Consider the following 19,183-nt stretch of genomic DNA (forward strand, 5'->3'; position numbering starts at 1 on the left):
GCCCGGTTCCCCGCTTGGGAACCGGGCCTTTTTGTCACTGATTTTACTTTCCTTCCCCGTAAAAACAGGGCATCATGCAGCCCGTTGGGTGTCACTCGACATCATGCGCGGAACCGTTTCACCACCCCTACCGACATCAACGGCATGATTCGACTTTATCGTCAAACCCCGGAAGGCATTGAGCGCACCACCCAAGTGGATGCGGAAGCACAGTACTTTGACAGCATCTTCTGGATTGATCTTCTCACGCCGGAACCCGGGGAAATCAAATTCGTGGAACGCCTCTGCGGCCTGGAGATGCCCACTTACGATGAAATGCGGGAAATTGAGGCCACCAGCCGCCTGTACACGGAAGACGGCGCCCGTTTCATGACCACCACGGTTCTCAGCAGGGTGGATACGGAATCCCCCTCCCTTTCGGAAATCACCTTCGTCCTCATGGGGGCCAAGATCATCACCATCCGCCATTCCGACTCCTACTCCTTCCGGGTCTTCTCCCACCAGCTCCTGCGCCAGAAGCAGATCAGCCGCGACCAGGTCTTCACCGGACTGCTGGAAACCATCGTGGACCGCCAGGCGGACGTACTGGAACGCTTCGGCGCGGAACTGGACCGTCTCTCCAAAAACATCTTCCGCAGGGACGAACCGGAAATCAAATCCAACAAAAGGGCCCCCGTTTCCAGCGCTCTGCGCCTCATCCTCCAGGACCTCGGCAGGGTGGGCGACCTCCTGACACGCCAGCGCGACTGCCTGGTCAACCTTCTGCGCCTGCTCACCTACGCCAGCAATGAAGAGGCTCTGGACGACACCAACTCCACCCTGTACATCAAGCTCCGCCCCCTGAGCCGCGACGTCACCTCCCTTTCCGAATACGCCAACTTCCTGTCCAGCAACGTCAACTTCATGCTGGACGCCGTTCTTGGCCTCATCAACATTGAGCAAAACGAAATCGTAAAAATCTTCACCGTGGCGGCCGTGGTCTTCATGCCCCCCACGCTGATCGCCAGCATTTACGGGATGAACTTCTCCAACATGCCCGGCCTGGAATACGAATACGGCTACTACATCTCCCTGGCGGTCATGCTCGTTTCCATCATTCTCCCCCTGATCTACTTCAGGAGCAGGCGCCTGCTTTGAACCGGCCTCTTCCCCCTTTCCGCATCAATCATCTCTACCGTTGCATTACTGATATGGACTCCAAAATCACCCGCCTGATTGAACAGGCATCCGTCATCGTCGGCGCGCTTCCCTACCTCCAGGCCTACCGGGACAAAACCTTCCTGATCAAATTCGGAGGCAGCGCCATGGACGACCCCCGCCTGGTCAAAAAGCTCATGAGGGACATCGTGCTGCTGGAGGCGCTGGGCTTCAACCCCGTCATTGTCCACGGAGGCGGAAAGGCCATTTCCAAGGCCATGATGGAAGCCGGTCTGGAAGCCCGCTTCATCAACGGCCTGCGCGTGACGACCCCGGAAGCCATATCCATTGTGGAACGCACCCTTTCCGGCACCATCAACCCCGGCCTGGTCCAAATGTTCCGCGACTTCGGCGGAAAAGGGGTGGGCATTCCCGGAACGGAAATCTTCGTCGGAGAGCGCATTCAGGAAAAGGATGAGCAGGGCAACCCCGTGGACATCGGGGAAGTGGGCAACGTCATCGGCTGCCTCACGGAACGCGTCACGGAAGCTCTGGAACTGCAAATCACCCCCATCGTCTCCCCGCTAGCCAAGGAACTGGGCACCCACAAGCCGCTCAACGTGAACGCGGACCTGGCCGCCGCCGCTCTTGCCAGGGAACTCAAGCCGGTCAAGCTCATCTACATTTCAGACGTCCCCGGCATCATGAAGGACCCCTCCGATCCTTCCACCCTCATCAAATCCGTCACACGGACCGAAGCTCTTGAACTCATCGAAAACGGCACCGTTTCCGGAGGCATGATCCCGAAAATCAACTCCGCCATCGACGCCCTCAACGCGGGCGTGCGGAAAGTCCACTTCATTGACGGGCGCCTGCCCCACACCCTGCTGCTGGAAATCTTCACTCCGGACGGCATCGGCACGGAAGTCATCCGGGAACAGCGTTAAAAACACCATTCCATGAACAAGCTTCTCTGCACTGCAGCAGTGCTCCTTCTGGCTTCCTGCGCTTCTCGCCAGGCTGAAATCACGGGGTGCTGGGTTCAGCCCGTTCCCGGCCAGCCCGGCGCCATGCAGGGCATCCGCCTCCTGCCCGGCGGCGGGGCGGAATCCGTCAACATGAATACGCTGGTTTACACGGAATGGAGCCGGAACGGCAACGTCCTCACTCTCCGGGGAAAAAGCATCGGCAATAAAAACAGCTCAGTTTTCACCACCCAGGCCGTTATCACCAGCCTGACGGATGAAAAGCTGGAACTGGAGGCAGGCGGCCAAAAAGACGCCTACACCCGCGTCAAGCCCTAGGTCCTATACGAAAACGGCCCTTACGGGCGTTGCGGAACAGCTACTCGTCCTCCAGCAGGGACTTGTTGGCAGCCTTCGCCAGCTCGCAATTCGGGCACTTGTTGATTAGGCGGTCGACCAGGGCTTCAATCCGGGCGTCCTTCGCCATCAGCTGCTCGTCTTTCTTCTTGAGCAGATTCAGCGTATAATTCACCGCTATCGTCAAAATTCCCAGGCCGCCAATGGCTCCGGCGGACGAAACGGCGGTGTCCGCGGAAACGTTGGCAAGGATGGTTGTACAGCCGCCTATTGAAAACAGGTACTTTGCTAAGGAAAAATTCATCATGCCTCCATCTAACAAACAGAAGAAAGCAGTGCATCAAATCCAACCCGTTTACTTCCAGTAGGATTTCCCTTGAAAATCTTTCCCGGATTAAAGAAAATCTCCGGACGCAGATACCATTCAATATGCGGAAAGGCACTCATCTCTCCGCACGGAATCATCAACTACGGCAGGAATTCCCGGCTCCTCCACACATCTGCGGAAGACAACCTCTCCCATGTTGCCGCACTTCCTTCTTCGGCTTTCCGGCATTTATGCTAAAGTAACGCCAATCTGCCCAATCCGGGCCATTTCACCAACATTTCACTCATAGAAAGACACAGAAACCATGCATATGGCGGACGGCTTCGTTTCACCGGCAGTAGGCTGCACCATGTGGGCGGCCACGGCGGCAATCACCGTACTCTGCGCGCGCAAGATCAAGCAGGAAAAGGAGGCCCGGCTCGTCCCGCTCATGGGCGTGCTGGGAGCTTTCATCTTTGCCTGCCAGATGCTGAACTTCACCATTCCGGGCACTGGGTCCAGCGGGCACCTGGGCGGCGGCCTCATTCTGGCCATCCTGCTCGGCCCCTATGCAGGCTTTCTGGTCATGGCGGCCATCCTGGCCGTCCAGGCCCTCTTCTTCGCGGACGGCGGCCTGCTGGCGCTGGGCTGCAACATCTTCAACCTGGGCTTCTTCTCCTGCCTGGTGGCCTACCCCTTCATTTACAAGCCGCTGGCGGGCGGCAGCCCCGGCACGGGCCGCATCACGCTGGCAAGCATCACGGCCGCCGTCATCGGGCTCCAGCTGGGGGCCTTCTCCGTCGTTCTGGAAACTACGGCTTCCGGCATTTCCGCCCTGCCCTTCGCCCAGTTCGTGGAACTGATGCTGCCCATCCACCTGGCCATCGGCGTTGTGGAAGGTCTTGCCACGGCCGCCGTGGTCATCTTCATCAGCAAGGCGCAGCCTTCCCTGCTGCGTCCTGCGGAACCGGAACATGGAACCCCAAAAAGGGCATCCTTCACCGTCTTGGGCATCTTTGCGGTGGCCGCCCTTCTCTGCGGCGCGGCTCTCTCCTGGTTCGCCTCCGCCTACCCGGACGGCCTGGAATGGTCCGTGGCCGGAGTCACGGGCTCCGAGGAAACGAGCCTGGCGGCCCCCTCCGCCATCCACCGCAATCTGGAATCCGTACAGACGGCCACAGCCATCATGCCGGACTACGCCCTGCCCGCCGCGGAAGAAACGGTCCCGGACACGGAACCCGCCTCCCTGGTCAATCCTGAAACGAGCCTGGCCGGCATCCTGGGCAGCGCCATCATCGCGGCGCTGATCTTCCTGGCCGGATTCCTCTTCGGCAGAAAACCGCACGAAGACCGCCCCCGCTGATTCCTCCATGCCCCTCTTCACGGACGCCGCGCGGCAATTCCGCCAAATGGACCGGTTTTCCTGCGGAAACACCGGATTCCACCGTCTGGACGCCCGCATCAAGATAGGGGCCTTCATCGTCTTTCAAATCTGCGTCCTCTCCTGGCCGCCGCAGGAAATCACGGGGCAGCTCCCCTTCTTCCTGTTCCCCGTGTGCGTCATCCGCATGGCGGGGCTCCCCCTCGGCTACCTGCTGAAACGGACCCTGTGGCTCCTGCCCGTCGCCGTCATGATCGGGATATTCAATCCCCTGGTGGACAGGACGCCCGCGGGGGAATGGTTCGGCATTCCCGTCACGCGGGGCATGATCTCCTTCATCTCCATCATCCTGCGGTGCATGCTGACCATTCTGGCAGCCTTCACCCTGCTGGCCTCCACCGGCTTCGCCCCGCTGTGCCGCGGCCTCCGGCAGCTCGGCGTGCCGCGCATCCTGATCACCCTGCTGGCCTTCCTGTACAGGTATGCCTTCATTCTGGTGGACGAATTCCAGAACACGCTCCTGGCCTTCCGTTCCCGGCGCGGTTCCTCCGGCGCCGTCCCGCTGTCCATATGGGGGGCCATGACGGGACAGCTCCTGCTGCGCGCGTTCGGCCGGGCGGAACGCATTTACCAGGCCGTCCAGTGCAGGGGCGGGGAAGATCCCGAATTCTCTTCCGTTCCCGGCGCCATCACGGCGCGGGGAGTAATGGGCGGCCTCCTTTTCTGCCTCTTCGCCATCCTTTTCCGCTGCGTCAACGTCACCATGCTGGCGGGCCAATTCACCCGCAATCTCATCTCATGAGCCACCATCTTGTAGAAACCATCGACCTGTGCTTCAGCTATCCGGACTCTCCCCCGGCCCTGAACGGCGTCACCATGCGCATCACGCACGGAGAATCCGTCGCCCTCGTCGGAGGAAACGGGGCGGGAAAATCCACCTTGCTGCTCCATCTCAACGGCCTGCTGACGCCCTCTTCCGGACAGGTGCGCGTGGGGGACATCCCCGTGACGCCTAAAACGGCCGCCCGCGTCCGGGAAAGCGTGGGTATGGTATTCCAGCAGGCGGACGATCAGCTCTTCATGCCCACGGTCCGGGAAGACGTGGCGTTCGGCCCTCTGAACATGGGGCTCCCGCAGGAAGAAATAGACCGCCGCGTGGCCCAGGCCCTGCAGGATGTGAATGCCGCCGCCCTGGCGGACAAAATGACGCACCACCTTTCCGGGGGGGAAAAACGCGCCGTCTCCATCGCCACCGTCCTTTCCATGAGTCCGGACATCCTCGTCCTGGACGAGCCCAGCGCCAATCTGGACCCGGCCTCCCGCCGCACGCTCATCAACCTGCTGCGCCGGTTCTCCCACACCAAAATCATCGCCACCCACGATCTGGACATGGTCATGGACCTGTGCTCCCGCTGCATCGTGATGAAAGACGGCTCCATCCTGGCGGACGCTCCTGTGCCGGACATCTTTGCGGACTGTGCCCTGCTGGAGGAAGCCCGCCTGGAACAACCCCTCAGCTACTGTCTGAGGCACTACGGCAGGTAAAAGGAAAATATCCACACACTGTGTTCCGGGCTGCCGCCATTCCGGTCCCGTCCGGAAAATTTACCCTGCAAATTCGGAATCCGTTTTAATCACAAATAGTTACAATCATCTCACTATAAACATAATATACGTATTCCACACAAAAGCCGCTCATCAACCGGAAGCGCATCTCTAATCCTAATAGCTTCGTGTTCAAAATTGAACATTGACCCCGGATTCCGAATCCGTACAATGTAGGCCGACATGCCTTCAGCCTTGGATATTCCAAAAACCGGACACCTGCAATCCAATGGTTTGCACCGCCTGACCTGCACCTTTCAAACGGATGATGATCGTCGCGAAGTCTGGGCGGAACTGGAAGAACAAGCCTGCCGGGCCTGGATAGACTCGCCCGCCAGGGGAGATGCGTGGACGCGCCTGCTCATCTTTGAGATGATGCGCATCGGCGGCGAATTCAAAATCAACGCTCCGGTGAGCCTCACCCTGCTCCGGAATCTGGAAAACTTCACGGAGGCATTTATCAAATGGTACCCGGACAAGCTCCATCCCGTCACGCTGTCTCCCGAACAGATCATTGACGATACCCAGGACCCGGTGGACGACTCCGCCCTCGTCTGCTTCTCGGGAGGGCTGGATGCGGCCTTCTCCGCCTACAGGCACACCTCCGGCCAGGCGGGAAGAAATACGCTGAACATCAAGGCGGGTTTCCTGGGAGCGGGTCTGGACGTCCCCCTCGCGAAAGAACAGCTCCTGCTGGATGTGGAGGAAAATGCCCGCCTCATGCTAAAGGACCTCGGCATTGACAAGCTGTACGTCATCCGCTGCAATTACCAAAACGTCTTTCATGAACATGCCGCCTTATGGGGGGAACTGAGCCATCTTGCCGTTCTTGCCGGACTGGCTTCCTTCCTGGCCCCTTCCGGCTACAGAAACCTCATCGCGGGAAGCTCGGCGCCCTACGACACATTGACCATTCCCTGGGGCAGCCAGCCCATCACGGACCACCTTCTTTCCCAGCGGCAATTCCGGGTTTACCCTGACGGCCACGGCTTTTCCCGCACGGAAAAGGCGGAAAAACTTAAAAACTGGCCCTTCGGCGTATCCCGCCTCCGGGTATGCTGGGAGAATCCGCAGCCGGGCGGGAAAAATTGCGGACAGTGTGAAAAATGCAAACGCACCATCTTGAACTTCAAGGCCTGCGGAGCGGAACACCTGCTTGAAGGCTGCATGCCGTCCGTGGAATTGTCCTCCAGGGACATCCGCTCCATTGACCTGGCCACGCTCTCCCTGCGCCATACCTACCAGACTCTTCTTCAATTCTGCCGGCAGCGCCATCTGTCGGAACCCTGGGTAAAGGACGTGGAATTCCTGCTTAACTACAAAAAACCGGCTCTCTGGCACCTGTGCCGGAAGAGAAGGATAACACGGAAACTCTACCGCATCTTCTTCGGACGGCAGAACTGGAAGCTGAACTAAGCGCACCCGTCCTCACACAAACTCCAGCCGCGCGTCCGGCAGGGACTTGATGAACCTCGCCCCGTACCTCTTGGTAGCCACGCGGGAGTCCAGAATCACCACCATCCCGGAATCGTTCTTCGTGCGTATCAACCGCCCGACCCCCTGCCTCAGCTTCAGGATGGCCACGGGCACGGAATACTCGTAAAATGGATTTCCACCGCGTTCCTTGATGCTCTCAAAGCGGGACTCCACCAGCGGGTGGTCGGGCACCTCAAACGGCAGACGCGTCACGATCACGTTGGAAAGGGCCTCTCCCGGCACATCCACCCCCGTCCAGAAACTGTCCGTGCCGAACAAAACGCTGTTCACGTCCTTTCTGAACGCCTCCAGCATGGCATGCCGCTGCATCTCCTGGCCCTGAACGTACAAATTCCATCCCTGCCCCTCGCAAAACGGACGCACCTTCTCCGCCGCCTGCACCATCAGGCGGTAGCTCGTGAAAAGCACGAAAGCCCTGCCCTTTGACTCCGCCAGATACCTCTTGATCCATTCGGGCAGCACTTCCGCGTACTCAGGCTGGTCCGGCTCCGGCATGGAGCGGGCCACGATCAGGCGCATCTGCTCCCGGTAGTTGAACGGACTGCCTATCTGAAGCTTCCGTACCTTCTCCGCACCTACGCGCCCGGCAAAATAGCTCATGTCCGCATCCCCTGTGCCCAGCGTGGCGGAAGTCAGAATGGCGGCGCGGCCGGCGGAAAACAGGCGCTCCCTCAGGATTTCCCCCACTTCCACGGGGGCGGAGCATACGCTGAGGTTCCTTCCCTCCGGGCCGGACTTCTCCGCCCAGTAAACGTGCTCTTCCTCCGTCATGTCCATCAGCACTTTCAGGGAGGCCTGCGCCTCCTCCATGCGGGCCGCCATGTCTGCCAGCTCATCCTTCACGGACACGTTTTCCTCTTGTTTCAGCGCTTCCCGCTTCAACTCCCCGACTAATTCAGCCAAAGGCAGGGAAAGCATGTCCTGCGACCATTCCGGCTGTAAAATGCGAACAATCTTGCCGTGCCCCGCAAAGCCCAAGTCATCACGGACATTCTGGAAAAACAGGCCGGAAGCGTCCAGCACCTCCTCCACCCTCTGGAACAGGGAGGGATTATTCAGCGGCTTCAGCAGGCCTTTCTTCGTGCGCGGATTGAACATCCTCAGCAGCTCGTAATTCAAATGGGATTCCGACAACTGTACGCCAAGCTGCCGGGCAGCAATGTTCTCAATCATGTGGGCCTCGTCCAGAATCACGAAATCCCCGGGAAACACGAACCCCGCCTCCTCGGACTCTTCCGCCTGCGCCATCAGACCGAAAAACAGCGTATGGTTCAGAACCACCACTTTGGCGTCCAACACCTTCTTGCGGGCCACCTGGTACGGGCAGGAGGGGCCGCAATTGCGCATGCTGCACGCGTGCGGCTCGCTGCATACCATGGCCCATACCTTGGGAGAGGGCTTGAACGTCATGTCGCTCAGGGTGCCGTCCTGCGTCCGCAGGGCCCAGTCCTGGATGCGCTTCAATTCCGCGGCCTCCGTCTGCGTAAACAGGGAATCCATCTGCCCCAGTGCGCGTCTCAGCCGGGAGTGGCACAGGTAATTCTGCCTGCCTTTCAGCAGGGCGGCGGAAAAATCAATCCCCAGGGCGGCGCGCAGGAGCGGAATATCCTTGTTGAACAACTGCTCCTGCAAATTGATCGTATGCGTGGAAACGACGGCTTTCCGCTCAAAATCCAGCGCAAACTTCACGGCGGGCAGCAAATAGCCCAGTGACTTGCCCACGCCCGTTCCGGCTTCCACCAGCAGGGGAGCGTCCACCTGGAGCGCCCGTGCAACGGCAAGGGCCATGTTCTGCTGTTCCGCCCGGTATTCAAAATCCCTGGCACGGGAAAACAGGCCGTCCTCCGCGAACGCCTGCCGGACATACGCTTCAAAGGCGCTAACGCCGCAATCCTCACCTGCACCAGCGCCGTTCATACGGGCACGCCTCCCTTACTGACCGACAGGAAGCTGACGGGAAGAAACCGGGGGCAGAACCACCTGAGCCGGAAGATCATAGAACAGGGAGCGCAACCCGTTCACGTTCATCTTGGAAGCGTCAATAAACGTCCACGGTCCATTCTCCTTCACGTCCTTCACCAGAATGAGGATTCCTTTGCTCTCCGTCTTGACGGGAACGCCGTCCGGCCGCTTCATGGAAATCACCATACGCGTGGGCAGAACCACAAGAGCCTCCGTTCCGTTCCTCACCAAGTGTTCCGCCGTTGGATTGCCGATTTCATAAGTCTCCACCACCATGCCGCGCTCCTTCATGACGGCGGCGGCTGCCTGCATCTTTTCCCTCATGGTTTTCATGAAAGCGGCCTCCCCTCCCGGAAAGGAAGACACAAGCTGCTTCTTGATGGGCGGATACATCTTCTCAATCATCCACATCATGTCGCCGGTCTTGACGGCTCCGGAAAGCTCCCGGGCGGCCTGAACGGCACTATCCCCGTACTCGCCCGCCTGGACCTGAAGGACGCACGCACCTGCAAAAAACAGACCTGCAAACAAATTCTTGAACATGCGTGGAGTGTAACGGCATGCATCCCCCGGCGTCAAGGCAACGCCGCTTACTGCGGCATGTTTTTACAAAAGCCCTGCTGTGCGACACGGCCGGACCACATCCACAGGGTGGGATCCAGCTCCCGGGCGGCGTCTTCCATCAGTGTGCGGGCGACATTCTCATCCTCCATCACGGCAAACATGGTGGAACCGGAACCGGACATCATCGCTCCGCGGACGCCCCGCCTGGCCAGCAGCCAGCGTTTCATCTCCGCCAGGAACAGGTGCTTCTCAAACACGGGCTTCTCCAGGTCGTTGACCAGTACATGCCCGTCCACCTCCTGCTCCCCGTAGGGAATGCCCGGAAGCTCGCGGGAACCTGCCCAGCGTCGGTACGCATCCGGCGTGGAAACGCCGAACGACGGCTTAAGCAGAACAAGCAGAGGCGCCCATTCCCGCCAATCCGGCAGAGGCGCCACATTCTCTCCCCGGCCCGTGCAGCGGCAAGCCGTGCCGTAAATGAAAAAACCGATGTCGGAACCGATCTCCCCGGCCAGTTCCACCAGCCGTTCCGGCGGCAGTCCTCCGTTTTCCAGGCTGTTCAGCACCTTAAGCACACAGGCGGCATCGCTGCTGCCGCCGCCCAGTCCGGCCCCGTGGGGAACATTCTTCACCAGATGGACGTGCCACGGCATCGTCCTCCCCAGTTCCCGTTCCATCAGACGGCCGGCCTTCATGACCAGATTGCTCTCATCCACCGGCACGCCGGGAGCGCTGCAACTCATTTCCAGACAGGGAGCCGGGGAAAACCCCAATTCATCAGACAATTCCAGAGGGACCATCACGGTATCCACCTCATGAAAACCGTCCTCCCTTTTTCCCAGAACGCGGAGGGAAGCGTTCACCTTGCACGGGGCCTTGTAACTGATCATGCCTCACGGATTCCAGCAGGGAATGCCATCCGGGTCAAGCACCTTTCACGCAGAATCTTACAGCGTTTCCGCCCTTCCCTTTCCGCACGCATGCCAAAAAGGAAGGCTGCACGGTTTTCCATTCCTGATGCCGTTCCGCCTCCAGCGAGCCATTTCCCTTCCTGTTCATAAAATCCTTCTTCTTCCCTTACCTGTCCACCCCTCTCGGGAAATAACATTCGGCGCGACGGAACTGCGCATGATAATTTCCATTCCGGAACGGGCCACTGCCGCACCCCGGCAATTCGAATGAATGAAGCTCTTTTACCACAAAACGCCTGCACGGAACCGATGCCCGCGAGAGGCTTCAATTTCAACCCGCAGAAAAGGCTTTCCGCTCTGAAAAGGCATCCACGCCGCATAACATGGCAGCTCCCCGCAGGAACGGCCGCCGCTGTACAGAAGGTATGAGGAATTTTTTCGTCGTCATTGCCCTTCGGTTGCCGTATCATGGGTGCGCTTACTATTACATGGCCTACGACGAAAACAGCATTAAAACCCTGGACTGGCGGGAACACATCCGCATGCGTCCGGGGATGTACATCGGGAAACTTGGAGACGGAACCTCACCGGACGACGGTGTTTACGTTCTGCTGAAAGAAGTCATCGACAACTCTATTGACGAATTCGTCATGGGATTCGGCAAAAAAATCACCATTGACATCACCCCGGACGGCCTGTGCGAGGTGCGCGACTTCGGCCGCGGCATTCCGCTTGGAAAACTGCTGGACTGCGCCGCCAAGATCAACACAGGGGCCAAATACGACAGCGACGCCTTCAAAAAATCCGTCGGCCTCAATGGAGTGGGCATCAAGGCAGTCAATGCCCTCTCCGACTTTTTTGAAATCCAGGCCTATCGGGATGGGGAAACGCGTTCCTACCAGTTCTGCCGTGGGGAGGAAGTCCCCAAGGCGAGACGGAAGGGCGGCACGGACGAGCCCAACGGCACCCGCACGGCCTTCCATGCAGACCAGGAAATTTTCCCGGCAAACACCCAGTTCCGGCCGGAATACATTGAAAAAATGTGCCGGTACTACTCTTACCTCAACAAGGGACTGGTCCTGCACTTCAACGGACGCCGCTACGTCTCCAAAAACGGTCTGCTGGACCTGCTCACGGAAGCCATGAGTGAAGAGCCCCTTTATCCGATCATCCACATGGAAGGTCACGACATCGAGGTAGCCTTCACGCACGGCAGCCAGTATGGGGAGGAGCACTACTCCTTTGTCAACGGCCAGCACACCACGCAGGGGGGAACGCACCAGGCGGCCTTCCGGGAAGCCATCGTCAAAACTCTCCGGGACTTCTTCAAAAAGAACTATGAGGCGGCGGACATCCGCTCTTCCCTGGTGGCCGCCATCTCCATCAAGGTGAAGGAACCCGTCTTTGAATCCCAGACAAAGACCAAGCTTGGGTCCAACACCATCAGCCCGGAAGGGGAAACCATCCGCACCTTCGTCGGCAACTTCATCGCGCGGGAACTGGACAACTACCTGCACAAAAATCCGGAAACCGCCAAGGCGCTGGAAATAAAAATCAAGGACGCGGAGCGGGACCGCAAGGAACTCTCCGGCATCCAGAAGCTGGCCAGGGAAAACGCCCGGAAGGCGAAAATCCACAACAAAAACCTCCGGGACTGCCGCGTCCACTACAACTCCAAGCATGCCCGCGCGGGAGAAACCACCCTGTTCATCACAGAAGGCCTCTCCGCCTCCGGCTCCATCACCACGGCGCGGGATGCGGAAACCCAGGCGGTCTTCTCCCTGCGGGGCAAGCCCCTGAACTCCTTCGGTATGAGCCGCAAGGTCGTTTACGAAAATGAGGAATTCAACTTCCTCCAGCACGCCCTGAACATTGAAAACGGCCTGGAAGACCTGCGGTACGACAAAGTAGTCATCGCCACGGACGCCGACGACGACGGCATGCACATCCGCATCCTCCTGATGACTTTCTTCATCCAGTTCTTCCCGGAACTCATCCGGGAAGGGCATCTCTTCATCCTCCAGACGCCCCTGTTCCGCGTGCGCAACAAGCAACAGACCATCTACTGCTATTCGGACTCCGAACGGGAAGCGGCCATCACCCTGCTGGGCAAAAATCCGGAAATCACCCGCTTCAAGGGCCTCGGGGAAATCTCTCCGGATGAATTCAAGGCCTTCATCGGGGAAGGCATGCGCCTGGACCGGGTACGGCTGGAAGACTCCCACAAGGTCAAGGAACTGCTCGCCTTCTACATGGGTAAAAACACACGGGAACGCCAGGAATACATTCTGGAAAACTTGCGTGTTGAACTGGACCCCGTCATGGACTAGTCTGTGGGCGCGACATCTATCTATGCACACCATCCCCAAGGAAAAACTGCCGCGCCATATCGCCTGCATCATGGACGGCAACGGCCGCTGGGCGCACAGCCGCGGACTGCCGCGCCGCGCCGGACACCGGGCGGGGGCTGACACCGTAGAACGTTGCGTTGACTTCTGCATCTCCCACGGCATTCCCTGGCTCACCTTGTACGCTTTCTCCTCGGAAAACTGGAACCGTCCCAAAACGGAAGTGCAGGCCCTGATGCTCCTGTTGCATGACTTCCTAAAAAAGCGCCTCCGGGAAATGAAAAACAAAGGCGTGCGTCTCCTCGCCATCGGGGACACTAGCCGCCTGCCCAAACGCACCAGGGAACTGCTGGAACGCAGCATTGAGCAAACCGCCGGAAACACCAAAATCAATCTCGTCCTCGCCCTCTCCTACGGAAGCCGGGCTGAAATCGCGGGAGCGGCCAGGAAGATCGCAGAAAAAATCTCCGCCGGGGAACTCCATCCGGACGCCATTACGGAAGAAACGTTTGGTCAGTACCTGGACACTGCCGGCATGCCGGACCCGGACCTGCTTATCCGCACCTCCGGAGAAATGAGGATTTCCAACTTCCTGCTCTGGCAGATCAGCTATGCGGAACTCTACCTCACGGACACCCTCTGGCCGGACTTCAGCGAACGGGACATGGAAATGGCCGTCAAGGACTACGCCCGCAGAACGCGCCGTTTCGGCGGCATCTGATTCTCTCTTGCACCTCAATCATCAAGGAACAACCATGAATCAATACGCTCTCATTCTGGCCGGCGGCAGTGGTACGCGCTTCTGGCCGCTCTCACGGGACCACCGCCCCAAGCAGCTCCTCAACATCATTGGGGAAGACACCCTGCTCCGCCAGGCCATCGACCGGCTGGACGGCCTCGTCCCCAGGCAGAACATCTTCATCCTCACCAACCATTTGCAGGAAGCGGAAGTGCGCCGCCAGGCGCCGGACATCCCCGCGGACAACATCGTGTCCGAACCCGTCCGTCGTGACACGGCGCCCGCCATCGCCCTGGGCATCGGACTCATCAAGGCGACGGACCCGCACGGCGTCATGCTCGTCATCCCGTCCGACCAGCTCATTCGGGACCGGGAAGGCTTCCGCGCCCTGATGCAGGCTGCCATGGACACCGCCGCCCAGGAAAAAGCCCTCGTCACCGTAGGCATCAAGCCCACCTGGCCGTGCCCTTCCTACGGATACATTGAACGCGGGGAGGAAACGCCCTGCGCCTCTCCGGCCCATTCCTGCCGTGAAGTTCTGCGCTTCAAGGAAAAACCGGATACGAAAACAGCCGCCTCCTACCTGGCGCAGGGCAACTTCTGCTGGAACGCCGGCATGTTCGTCTGGAGCATTCCCGCCGTTTGCGAGCAACTGGACAAGCACTGCCCGGAACTGGCCTCCTTTGTGGAACACATTGCAGAAGCGCCGGATCCTCATCACGCCCTCCAGGAGGAATTCCCCTCACTCACTCCCATTTCCATCGACTTCGCGCTGATGGAACACGCCGACCGGGTGCTCAACTTTGAAGCCACCTTCGACTGGGATGACGTAGGCTCGTGGATCTCCGTGTCAGACTATCTGGAAAGCCACAACCGGAACAAAACCAACACGGATATCACCGTGCAGAACGCCTCCGGCAATATCGTCTTCTCTCAGGGCGGGGACAAGCACGTGGCCCTGCTGGGCGTGGAAAACCTCATTGTCGTGGAAACGGCGGACGCCATCCTCATCGCCAACAGGGACAAGGCGGACGACATCAAGAAAATCGTCAACCAGCTCCCGGACGAACTCAGATGACCAGCCAGCATCCCGCCCTGGGCATTGACTACGGAGAAGCCCGCATAGGCATAGCGGCCACGGACCCGGTGGGCATCATGGCCCATCCTGTGGAAACCATTCACAGGCGGCAGACGGACGCCGTCACCCGCATCGTGCAGATTGTTCAGGAACGGGGCATCCGCACTCTGGTGCTCGGCCTCCCCGTACGCATGGACGGCACGGAAGGCAGTGCGGCTGTCAAGGTGCGCGCCTTCGGCAGGGAACTCTCCGCCGCCCTGCCCGGCCTTCCCCTCGTCTTCATGGACGAATGCCTCACGACCGTCATCGCCCAGGAAAAACTGCACGCCGCCGGAAAAAAGACGAAGAGCTTCCGGCCCGTGATCGACCAGGTGGCCGCCGTAGAAATCCTCAGCTCCTGGCAGGACTCCGTCCTGGGGTGAACTTCTGCAAATTACGGCGCCCCCGTGTCCTTCCGGTTTTACCCTCCAGGGAATTATTACATAAGATAAAAGCTTTTAGCCTGTACGACTCCTTTAAAAACACCGCCAAAAACATAATAACGACCACATCGTTTGGTGGAATATCTCCGCATGCGTCCGACGGCGGCAGCCCTCCCTCCAGCCCTGGCAGTAACATCCGGTTTCCGTACCCGCCTTTCCTCTGTTTCCGCATTGATATTCCTGCCATGCCTCCCGAAATCCGCCGGAGAATGCTTTCATGAAAATCTCCGACTCCGAATAGAAAAACTGCCAATCCGGTTCTCCCTCCGCTACCGTTTAACATCCTGCAAGCTCTAAGACCGTAACAGCTTACGGGAGGCCATCAAGCTGAATAGCGTAAAACTCGCCTCCCTATCTGAACCTTCCATTCTCTCCCTATCCTTTCAATCCATCCATTTGCATTGACACCAAATTCACAACTCCATACAGTCCCGTAAAGGCATCTGCATCAAGCACCTTTTCTGTTATTACCCTTATCAGCCGATATTCCGGCATCCGCTACTCTCTCCATTCATCAAAAAACGGAAATTCAACCTTATGACCAATGCCATCAAACTTTTGTCCATTCTGCCGATCAAAAGGCCGATCCTGTTCGTAACCTTCCTTTTCCTTATCCTGCATCTCCTCTACTCCCCTTTTTACCTGGGCGCGGACAACATATATGCTTTTGCAGCCTTGCACATAGGAGAGCAGGCATCCCCGCACTGCATACACGTCAGTTACTTTTTGACTTATCCCCTTTGCTGGCTTTCCCTTCTGACGGACCAAATATGCTGGTACACGGTTTACCTGTTCCTGATCAATTACATTGCAGTATGCTCCATTTTTACCGTATTGACGCATGAAAGCCGCCAGACGGGCAAATACAACTTTCAGGCCCTGCTTGGAGGAATCATTCTTGCGCAACAGGTATTCCACCATGCACTTCAGCCCAACTTTGGTTTCTATTCCTTTTTTGGTATGGGAGCCGGCCTGCTGCTGGTCTATGCGGGCTGTAAAGAATCAATCTCCAAATGGATATGGACCGGCGTCTTTCTCATGATAGGCGCTGCCGTTATTCGCTATGATTCATGCATTGGAATCACTCCGAGCATTTTCGCTCTCATCATCCTTGCCTTTCTATCCCGCAGGGAATTCCATACCTACAAGAAATTCATCCTTTTGGGAATATTGATCGCCGTAACGATATTAGGCATTAACCTTGCCCAGCAGCCTCTTGCAACGGACCCTCTGGAACCGGAAAGAAACCTCGTTGAAGAAAACAGCATCCGAATCCTGTTTACAGACTATCCGGACCATTCCCGGATGGATAAAAGCAACCTCTATGCGGAAAACGGCGCCTCCCCTGCCGACTTATTCTTCATTTCCCGCGCCATCTGGATTACCCCTGAAAAATACACGGCCAACTTCATCAGGAACATGGGCCATATCAGAAAAATGGATAACCCTTCCTACAAAGTAAACATCTCCGGCGACTACTTTAAAAACATGTTCTTGACCAGATTTGGGCTTACCCTGCTGCTATTTGGTCTGCCGGCCTTTACAAAACGTTCGGCAATCAACAAACTCTTCTTCCTCGGCTGCATCCTTGCGGCGGCCTCCATCGTATATTTCAAAGGCAGGCTGATTCCCTCAAGCCAAGGGGCGCTGTGTTATGGAGCGCTGCCCCTGCTGGCCTACTTTACAGAGACGCCCGGTAGCGGAATGTTCCAAAACGCACTAAGGAAATGGGGACAATGGATGTTTCTCCTCATCTTCATCATCATTGGGGGATTTTATCTCACTCTCCATAAAAATCTTTTCTCTCCACTGGCCTTTCCCGTCTTTCAGCATAAAGAAACGAGGAGCCTTCTTCTGGAACACGCAAAGAAACATCCGGATCAGATATACTTTATGGAACCAACAGTATGGAGGGAAATCTGCATACCCAATAACCTTGCCCTGTATCCGAAAGATTTCTTCTCTCCTCCGGTTTATCCCGTCATGGACTGGTTCACAAGAACTCCGGCTTACAGAAACAAGCTTGCCGGTATGAACTCGGGCAATGACATACTTTCACTGCTTGATGGGCGCGTCAGGATCGCAGACAATGGCTGGCTGAAAAAATACATGGAGCAGACGGAACGGTATCTGCAGGAGGAATACCATATCAATGCCAAATGGACAAAGGAAAAACAGCTTGACGAACACCTCAGCATCTTCAGGCTGATCAAAAATTAGCCCGCAGACATCAAGGCAACCGGCCCCGCAGGCGGAAAAAACTTCCTCCTTCCGCCCTGGGACTCGAAAATGCCGGGAAAAATCTTTCCGCCTTACATCAGGGCTAATCCATCTTCAGCACAATCTTGCCGTTGCGGAACTCTTCCTGCGCCTTCTCCACGGCCCGGCGCACTTCGTTCAGCGGAAACACCGTATCCACGGCCTGCACCAGGCTGCCCTCCGCCATCAGCCGCGCAAGCTTGTCATAGGCAGCCGCAATATCCTGGGCCGGAGCATGTTTAAGCCATTGGGTTACCCACAGGCCCTCCAGCCTGATGCCCTTGAAAATCAGGAACCCGTTCGGCACCTTGATGCTCTTCCTGCTCATGGCTCCGTAGGTAACCATGCTTCCGCCGGGAGCGAGCATGTCCATCAGCCTCAAGGCGCTTTCCCCCCCTACGGCGTTGGAAGCCAGAACAGGACGCTTCCCGTCCAGAAAAGCCAAGGTTCTCTTCACTGCATCCTCGTCATTCTCGCCAACCACCAGATCCGCTCCCAGCATCGTCAGCTCATCCCTCAATTCATCCGGCCTTCTGACAAAATTCACGGTCTTGACACCCATCTGGCGAGCAAGCTGGATAATGCAGCGCCCCACCCCGGAATTGGCGGCGTTCTGGACGACCCAGTCGCCGGGCTTCAGGCTCACGAACCCTTCCAGCATCCGCAGAGCCGTGAGGGGATTCACCTTCAGCATGGCCGCCTGCACGGGGTCCACCGCCACGGGCAGCTTCATCAGGTTGACGGCAGGAACCGCCACAAGCTCACTCCAGGAGCCCACGCCGCGCAGCAGAATCACCTGGTCCCCTTTCCGGAAGCCGTCCGCACGGGACTCTTCCACCACGCCGCAGCCTTCCAGTCCTGCGCGTGAATGCGGTAGTACGGGCTTCACACCGTACACGCCCTGAATGAAATTGATATCGGCCGGATTGATCGGGGCGGCCATCATCCGCACCAGCACTTCCCCCTCTGCCGGAACCGGGGCGGGACCGGAAACATAAGCCAGCACGTCCTGGGGCTTCATGCCGCATTCGGAAAACTCTGCATAATGATTTTCACTCATGCTTCCAATCTCTCACGGAGCTCCTCCGCGTGCAAGTGCAGGCTACGTTTTAACAAGGAATGAAGTCGGTCTGCATGGCGCCGGACGTAAAATCCGGAGCTTTTGATCAGTTATTCTTGACCTTGGGCAAAAATACGGTAATCTTTCTTCCTCGCATTAACAAATAACTTCGATTGCCATGTCCCGAATTTGCATCATCCGAGGTACCATGCCTCACAAAGGTCGTCGTATCCATCGCTCCGGTCTTGCCAAGAAAAAGGGCGGTATTGGTCGTCACGTCACTAAGACTGTCAATCGTACCGTTTATCCCAATCTTCAGGAAAAGCGTATCTGGGTTCCTGAACTGGGCCAGTTCGTTAAAATGAAGATTTCTGCCAAGGCCTTGCGTACAATCAACAAGAACGGTGCGTACAACACTCTTAAAAAGGTAGGTCTCCTGTAAAAAAAGATTCTTTTTTTGAACGTTGCTCTACCGGCTGAACTCTAAGGCTTCAACGAGGTGAGCAACTGGCAAAAAGGATTTCCAAAAGA

The 19,183-nt window shown here is 57.7% G+C and carries 19 protein-coding genes; 13 read left to right on the top strand and 6 right to left on the bottom strand.

The annotated features are described in order from the left end of the window. Positions 1-144: 144 nt before the first annotated feature. The 3 genes from V3C19_RS09560 to V3C19_RS09570 are packed head-to-tail and all read left to right on the top strand — an operon-like array spanning position 145 to position 2,441. Positions 145-1,137, top strand: a complete 993-nt coding sequence (locus V3C19_RS09560) for a magnesium transporter CorA family protein (protein WP_067570101.1) — start codon at positions 145-147, stop codon at positions 1,135-1,137. Positions 1,138-1,190: 53 nt separating this feature from the next. Beyond that, a complete protein-coding gene (argB, locus tag V3C19_RS09565) occupies positions 1,191-2,084 on the top strand; it encodes an acetylglutamate kinase (RefSeq protein WP_295875925.1) in 894 nt (297 codons plus the stop codon). A 12-nt stretch (positions 2,085-2,096) separates the two neighbouring features. After that, complete coding sequence (locus V3C19_RS09570) at positions 2,097-2,441, top strand: lipocalin family protein (RefSeq protein ID WP_295932476.1); 345 nt, start codon at positions 2,097-2,099, stop codon at positions 2,439-2,441. A 40-nt stretch (positions 2,442-2,481) separates the two neighbouring features. Here V3C19_RS09570 and V3C19_RS09575 read toward each other — a convergent pair whose 3' ends face one another. Beyond that, positions 2,482-2,766, bottom strand: a complete 285-nt coding sequence (locus tag V3C19_RS09575; protein WP_130084432.1) for a hypothetical protein — start codon at positions 2,764-2,766, stop codon at positions 2,482-2,484. 325 nt (positions 2,767-3,091) lie between these two features. On the opposite strand from V3C19_RS09575, the gene V3C19_RS09580 reads away from it, so the two are divergent. The 4 genes from V3C19_RS09580 to V3C19_RS09595 all read left to right on the top strand — a co-directional run bounded on the left by V3C19_RS09580 (position 3,092) and on the right by V3C19_RS09595 (position 7,168). Further along, positions 3,092-4,129 (top strand): energy-coupling factor ABC transporter permease, encoded by a 1,038-nt coding sequence (locus tag V3C19_RS09580; RefSeq protein WP_130084433.1) that lies wholly within the window; start codon positions 3,092-3,094, stop codon positions 4,127-4,129. Positions 4,130-4,136: 7 nt separating this feature from the next. Continuing rightward, positions 4,137-4,949, top strand: a complete 813-nt coding sequence (locus tag V3C19_RS09585; protein ID WP_130084434.1) for an energy-coupling factor transporter transmembrane component T — start codon at positions 4,137-4,139, stop codon at positions 4,947-4,949. Continuing rightward, complete coding sequence (locus V3C19_RS09590; protein WP_295932480.1) at positions 4,946-5,692, top strand: ABC transporter ATP-binding protein; 747 nt, start codon at positions 4,946-4,948, stop codon at positions 5,690-5,692. The genes V3C19_RS09585 and V3C19_RS09590 overlap by 4 nt, the downstream gene beginning before the upstream one ends. 243 nt (positions 5,693-5,935) lie before the next feature. Beyond that, the gene (locus V3C19_RS09595) at positions 5,936-7,168 is read left to right on the top strand and encodes a hypothetical protein (RefSeq protein WP_130084436.1); all 1,233 of its coding nucleotides are present in this window, start codon (positions 5,936-5,938) and stop codon (positions 7,166-7,168) included. Positions 7,169-7,180: 12 nt separating this feature from the next. Here the strand turns inward: V3C19_RS09595 and V3C19_RS09600 are convergent, their stop codons facing one another. From V3C19_RS09600 to ispE, 3 genes are read right to left on the bottom strand one after another with little or no spacing between them, the layout of a single operon-like run. Next, positions 7,181-9,166, bottom strand: a complete 1,986-nt coding sequence (locus V3C19_RS09600) for a helicase C-terminal domain-containing protein (protein WP_130084437.1) — start codon at positions 9,164-9,166, stop codon at positions 7,181-7,183. A gap of 15 nt (positions 9,167-9,181) precedes the next feature. Continuing rightward, a complete protein-coding gene (locus tag V3C19_RS09605; protein WP_130084438.1) occupies positions 9,182-9,754 on the bottom strand; it encodes a hypothetical protein in 573 nt (190 codons plus the stop codon). Positions 9,755-9,801: 47 nt separating this feature from the next. After that, complete coding sequence (gene ispE, locus V3C19_RS09610; RefSeq protein ID WP_130084439.1) at positions 9,802-10,665, bottom strand: 4-(cytidine 5'-diphospho)-2-C-methyl-D-erythritol kinase; 864 nt, start codon at positions 10,663-10,665, stop codon at positions 9,802-9,804. Between the two features lie 509 nt (positions 10,666-11,174). Between ispE and V3C19_RS09615 the strand changes: the two genes are divergently transcribed. From V3C19_RS09615 to ruvX, 4 genes are read left to right on the top strand one after another with little or no spacing between them, the layout of a single operon-like run. Next, positions 11,175-13,016: a DNA topoisomerase IV subunit B gene (locus V3C19_RS09615; protein WP_130084502.1), complete on the top strand. Its 1,842-nt coding sequence runs from the start codon at positions 11,175-11,177 to the stop codon at positions 13,014-13,016. 22 nt (positions 13,017-13,038) lie between these two features. After that, complete coding sequence (locus tag V3C19_RS09620; protein WP_130084440.1) at positions 13,039-13,755, top strand: isoprenyl transferase; 717 nt, start codon at positions 13,039-13,041, stop codon at positions 13,753-13,755. Between the two features lie 34 nt (positions 13,756-13,789). Then, positions 13,790-14,851: a mannose-1-phosphate guanylyltransferase gene (locus tag V3C19_RS09625; protein WP_295932484.1), complete on the top strand. Its 1,062-nt coding sequence runs from the start codon at positions 13,790-13,792 to the stop codon at positions 14,849-14,851. Continuing rightward, on the top strand, positions 14,848-15,273 hold the full coding sequence (gene ruvX / locus V3C19_RS09630) for a Holliday junction resolvase RuvX (RefSeq protein ID WP_295932486.1): 426 nt from the start codon (positions 14,848-14,850) through the stop codon (positions 15,271-15,273). Before V3C19_RS09625 ends, ruvX begins: the two co-directional genes overlap by 4 nt. Positions 15,274-15,831: 558 nt before the next feature. On the opposite strand, the gene V3C19_RS09635 is transcribed toward ruvX, so the two are convergent. Further along, on the bottom strand, positions 15,832-16,254 hold the full coding sequence (locus V3C19_RS09635) for a hypothetical protein (RefSeq protein ID WP_295932488.1): 423 nt from the start codon (positions 16,252-16,254) through the stop codon (positions 15,832-15,834). Positions 16,255-16,752: 498 nt separating this feature from the next. Between V3C19_RS09635 and V3C19_RS09640 the strand changes: the two genes are divergently transcribed. Next, positions 16,753-17,553, top strand: coding sequence for a hypothetical protein (locus V3C19_RS09640; protein WP_295932490.1), 801 nt, complete (start codon positions 16,753-16,755; stop codon positions 17,551-17,553). Positions 17,554-17,656: 103 nt separating this feature from the next. Here V3C19_RS09640 and V3C19_RS09645 read toward each other — a convergent pair whose 3' ends face one another. Further along, the gene (locus V3C19_RS09645) at positions 17,657-18,652 is read right to left on the bottom strand and encodes a 2-enoyl thioester reductase domain-containing protein (protein WP_295932493.1); all 996 of its coding nucleotides are present in this window, start codon (positions 18,650-18,652) and stop codon (positions 17,657-17,659) included. A 178-nt stretch (positions 18,653-18,830) separates the two neighbouring features. Between V3C19_RS09645 and rpmB the strand changes: the two genes are divergently transcribed. Next, on the top strand, positions 18,831-19,094 hold the full coding sequence (gene rpmB, locus V3C19_RS09650) for a 50S ribosomal protein L28 (protein ID WP_130084447.1): 264 nt from the start codon (positions 18,831-18,833) through the stop codon (positions 19,092-19,094). Positions 19,095-19,183 lie beyond the last annotated feature (89 nt).

Source organism: Akkermansia sp. AE01SA01 (assembly GCF_036417395.1).
Classification (GTDB): domain Bacteria; phylum Verrucomicrobiota; class Verrucomicrobiia; order Verrucomicrobiales; family Akkermansiaceae; genus Akkermansia.

Excerpts from the sequence above, each read along its gene's own strand:
- V3C19_RS09560 (WP_067570101.1), top strand. The coding sequence starts at position 145 with ATGATTCGACTTTATCGTCAAACCCCGGAAGGCATTGAGCGCACCACC.
- argB (WP_295875925.1), top strand. The coding sequence starts at position 1,191 with ATGGACTCCAAAATCACCCGCCTGATTGAACAGGCATCCGTCATCGTC.
- V3C19_RS09570 (WP_295932476.1), top strand. The coding sequence starts at position 2,097 with ATGAACAAGCTTCTCTGCACTGCAGCAGTGCTCCTTCTGGCTTCCTGC.
- V3C19_RS09575 (WP_130084432.1), bottom strand. The coding sequence starts at position 2,766 with ATGATGAATTTTTCCTTAGCAAAGTACCTGTTTTCAATAGGCGGCTGT.
- V3C19_RS09580 (WP_130084433.1), top strand. The coding sequence starts at position 3,092 with ATGCATATGGCGGACGGCTTCGTTTCACCGGCAGTAGGCTGCACCATG.
- V3C19_RS09585 (WP_130084434.1), top strand. The coding sequence starts at position 4,137 with ATGCCCCTCTTCACGGACGCCGCGCGGCAATTCCGCCAAATGGACCGG.
- V3C19_RS09590 (WP_295932480.1), top strand. The coding sequence starts at position 4,946 with ATGAGCCACCATCTTGTAGAAACCATCGACCTGTGCTTCAGCTATCCG.
- V3C19_RS09595 (WP_130084436.1), top strand. The coding sequence starts at position 5,936 with ATGCCTTCAGCCTTGGATATTCCAAAAACCGGACACCTGCAATCCAAT.
- V3C19_RS09600 (WP_130084437.1), bottom strand. The coding sequence starts at position 9,166 with ATGAACGGCGCTGGTGCAGGTGAGGATTGCGGCGTTAGCGCCTTTGAA.
- V3C19_RS09605 (WP_130084438.1), bottom strand. The coding sequence starts at position 9,754 with ATGTTCAAGAATTTGTTTGCAGGTCTGTTTTTTGCAGGTGCGTGCGTC.
- ispE (WP_130084439.1), bottom strand. The coding sequence starts at position 10,665 with ATGATCAGTTACAAGGCCCCGTGCAAGGTGAACGCTTCCCTCCGCGTT.
- V3C19_RS09615 (WP_130084502.1), top strand. The coding sequence starts at position 11,175 with ATGGCCTACGACGAAAACAGCATTAAAACCCTGGACTGGCGGGAACAC.
- V3C19_RS09620 (WP_130084440.1), top strand. The coding sequence starts at position 13,039 with ATGCACACCATCCCCAAGGAAAAACTGCCGCGCCATATCGCCTGCATC.
- V3C19_RS09625 (WP_295932484.1), top strand. The coding sequence starts at position 13,790 with ATGAATCAATACGCTCTCATTCTGGCCGGCGGCAGTGGTACGCGCTTC.
- ruvX (WP_295932486.1), top strand. The coding sequence starts at position 14,848 with ATGACCAGCCAGCATCCCGCCCTGGGCATTGACTACGGAGAAGCCCGC.
- V3C19_RS09635 (WP_295932488.1), bottom strand. The coding sequence starts at position 16,254 with ATGGTGGAATACCTGTTGCGCAAGAATGATTCCTCCAAGCAGGGCCTG.
- V3C19_RS09640 (WP_295932490.1), top strand. The coding sequence starts at position 16,753 with ATGGGCCATATCAGAAAAATGGATAACCCTTCCTACAAAGTAAACATC.
- V3C19_RS09645 (WP_295932493.1), bottom strand. The coding sequence starts at position 18,652 with ATGAGTGAAAATCATTATGCAGAGTTTTCCGAATGCGGCATGAAGCCC.
- rpmB (WP_130084447.1), top strand. The coding sequence starts at position 18,831 with ATGTCCCGAATTTGCATCATCCGAGGTACCATGCCTCACAAAGGTCGT.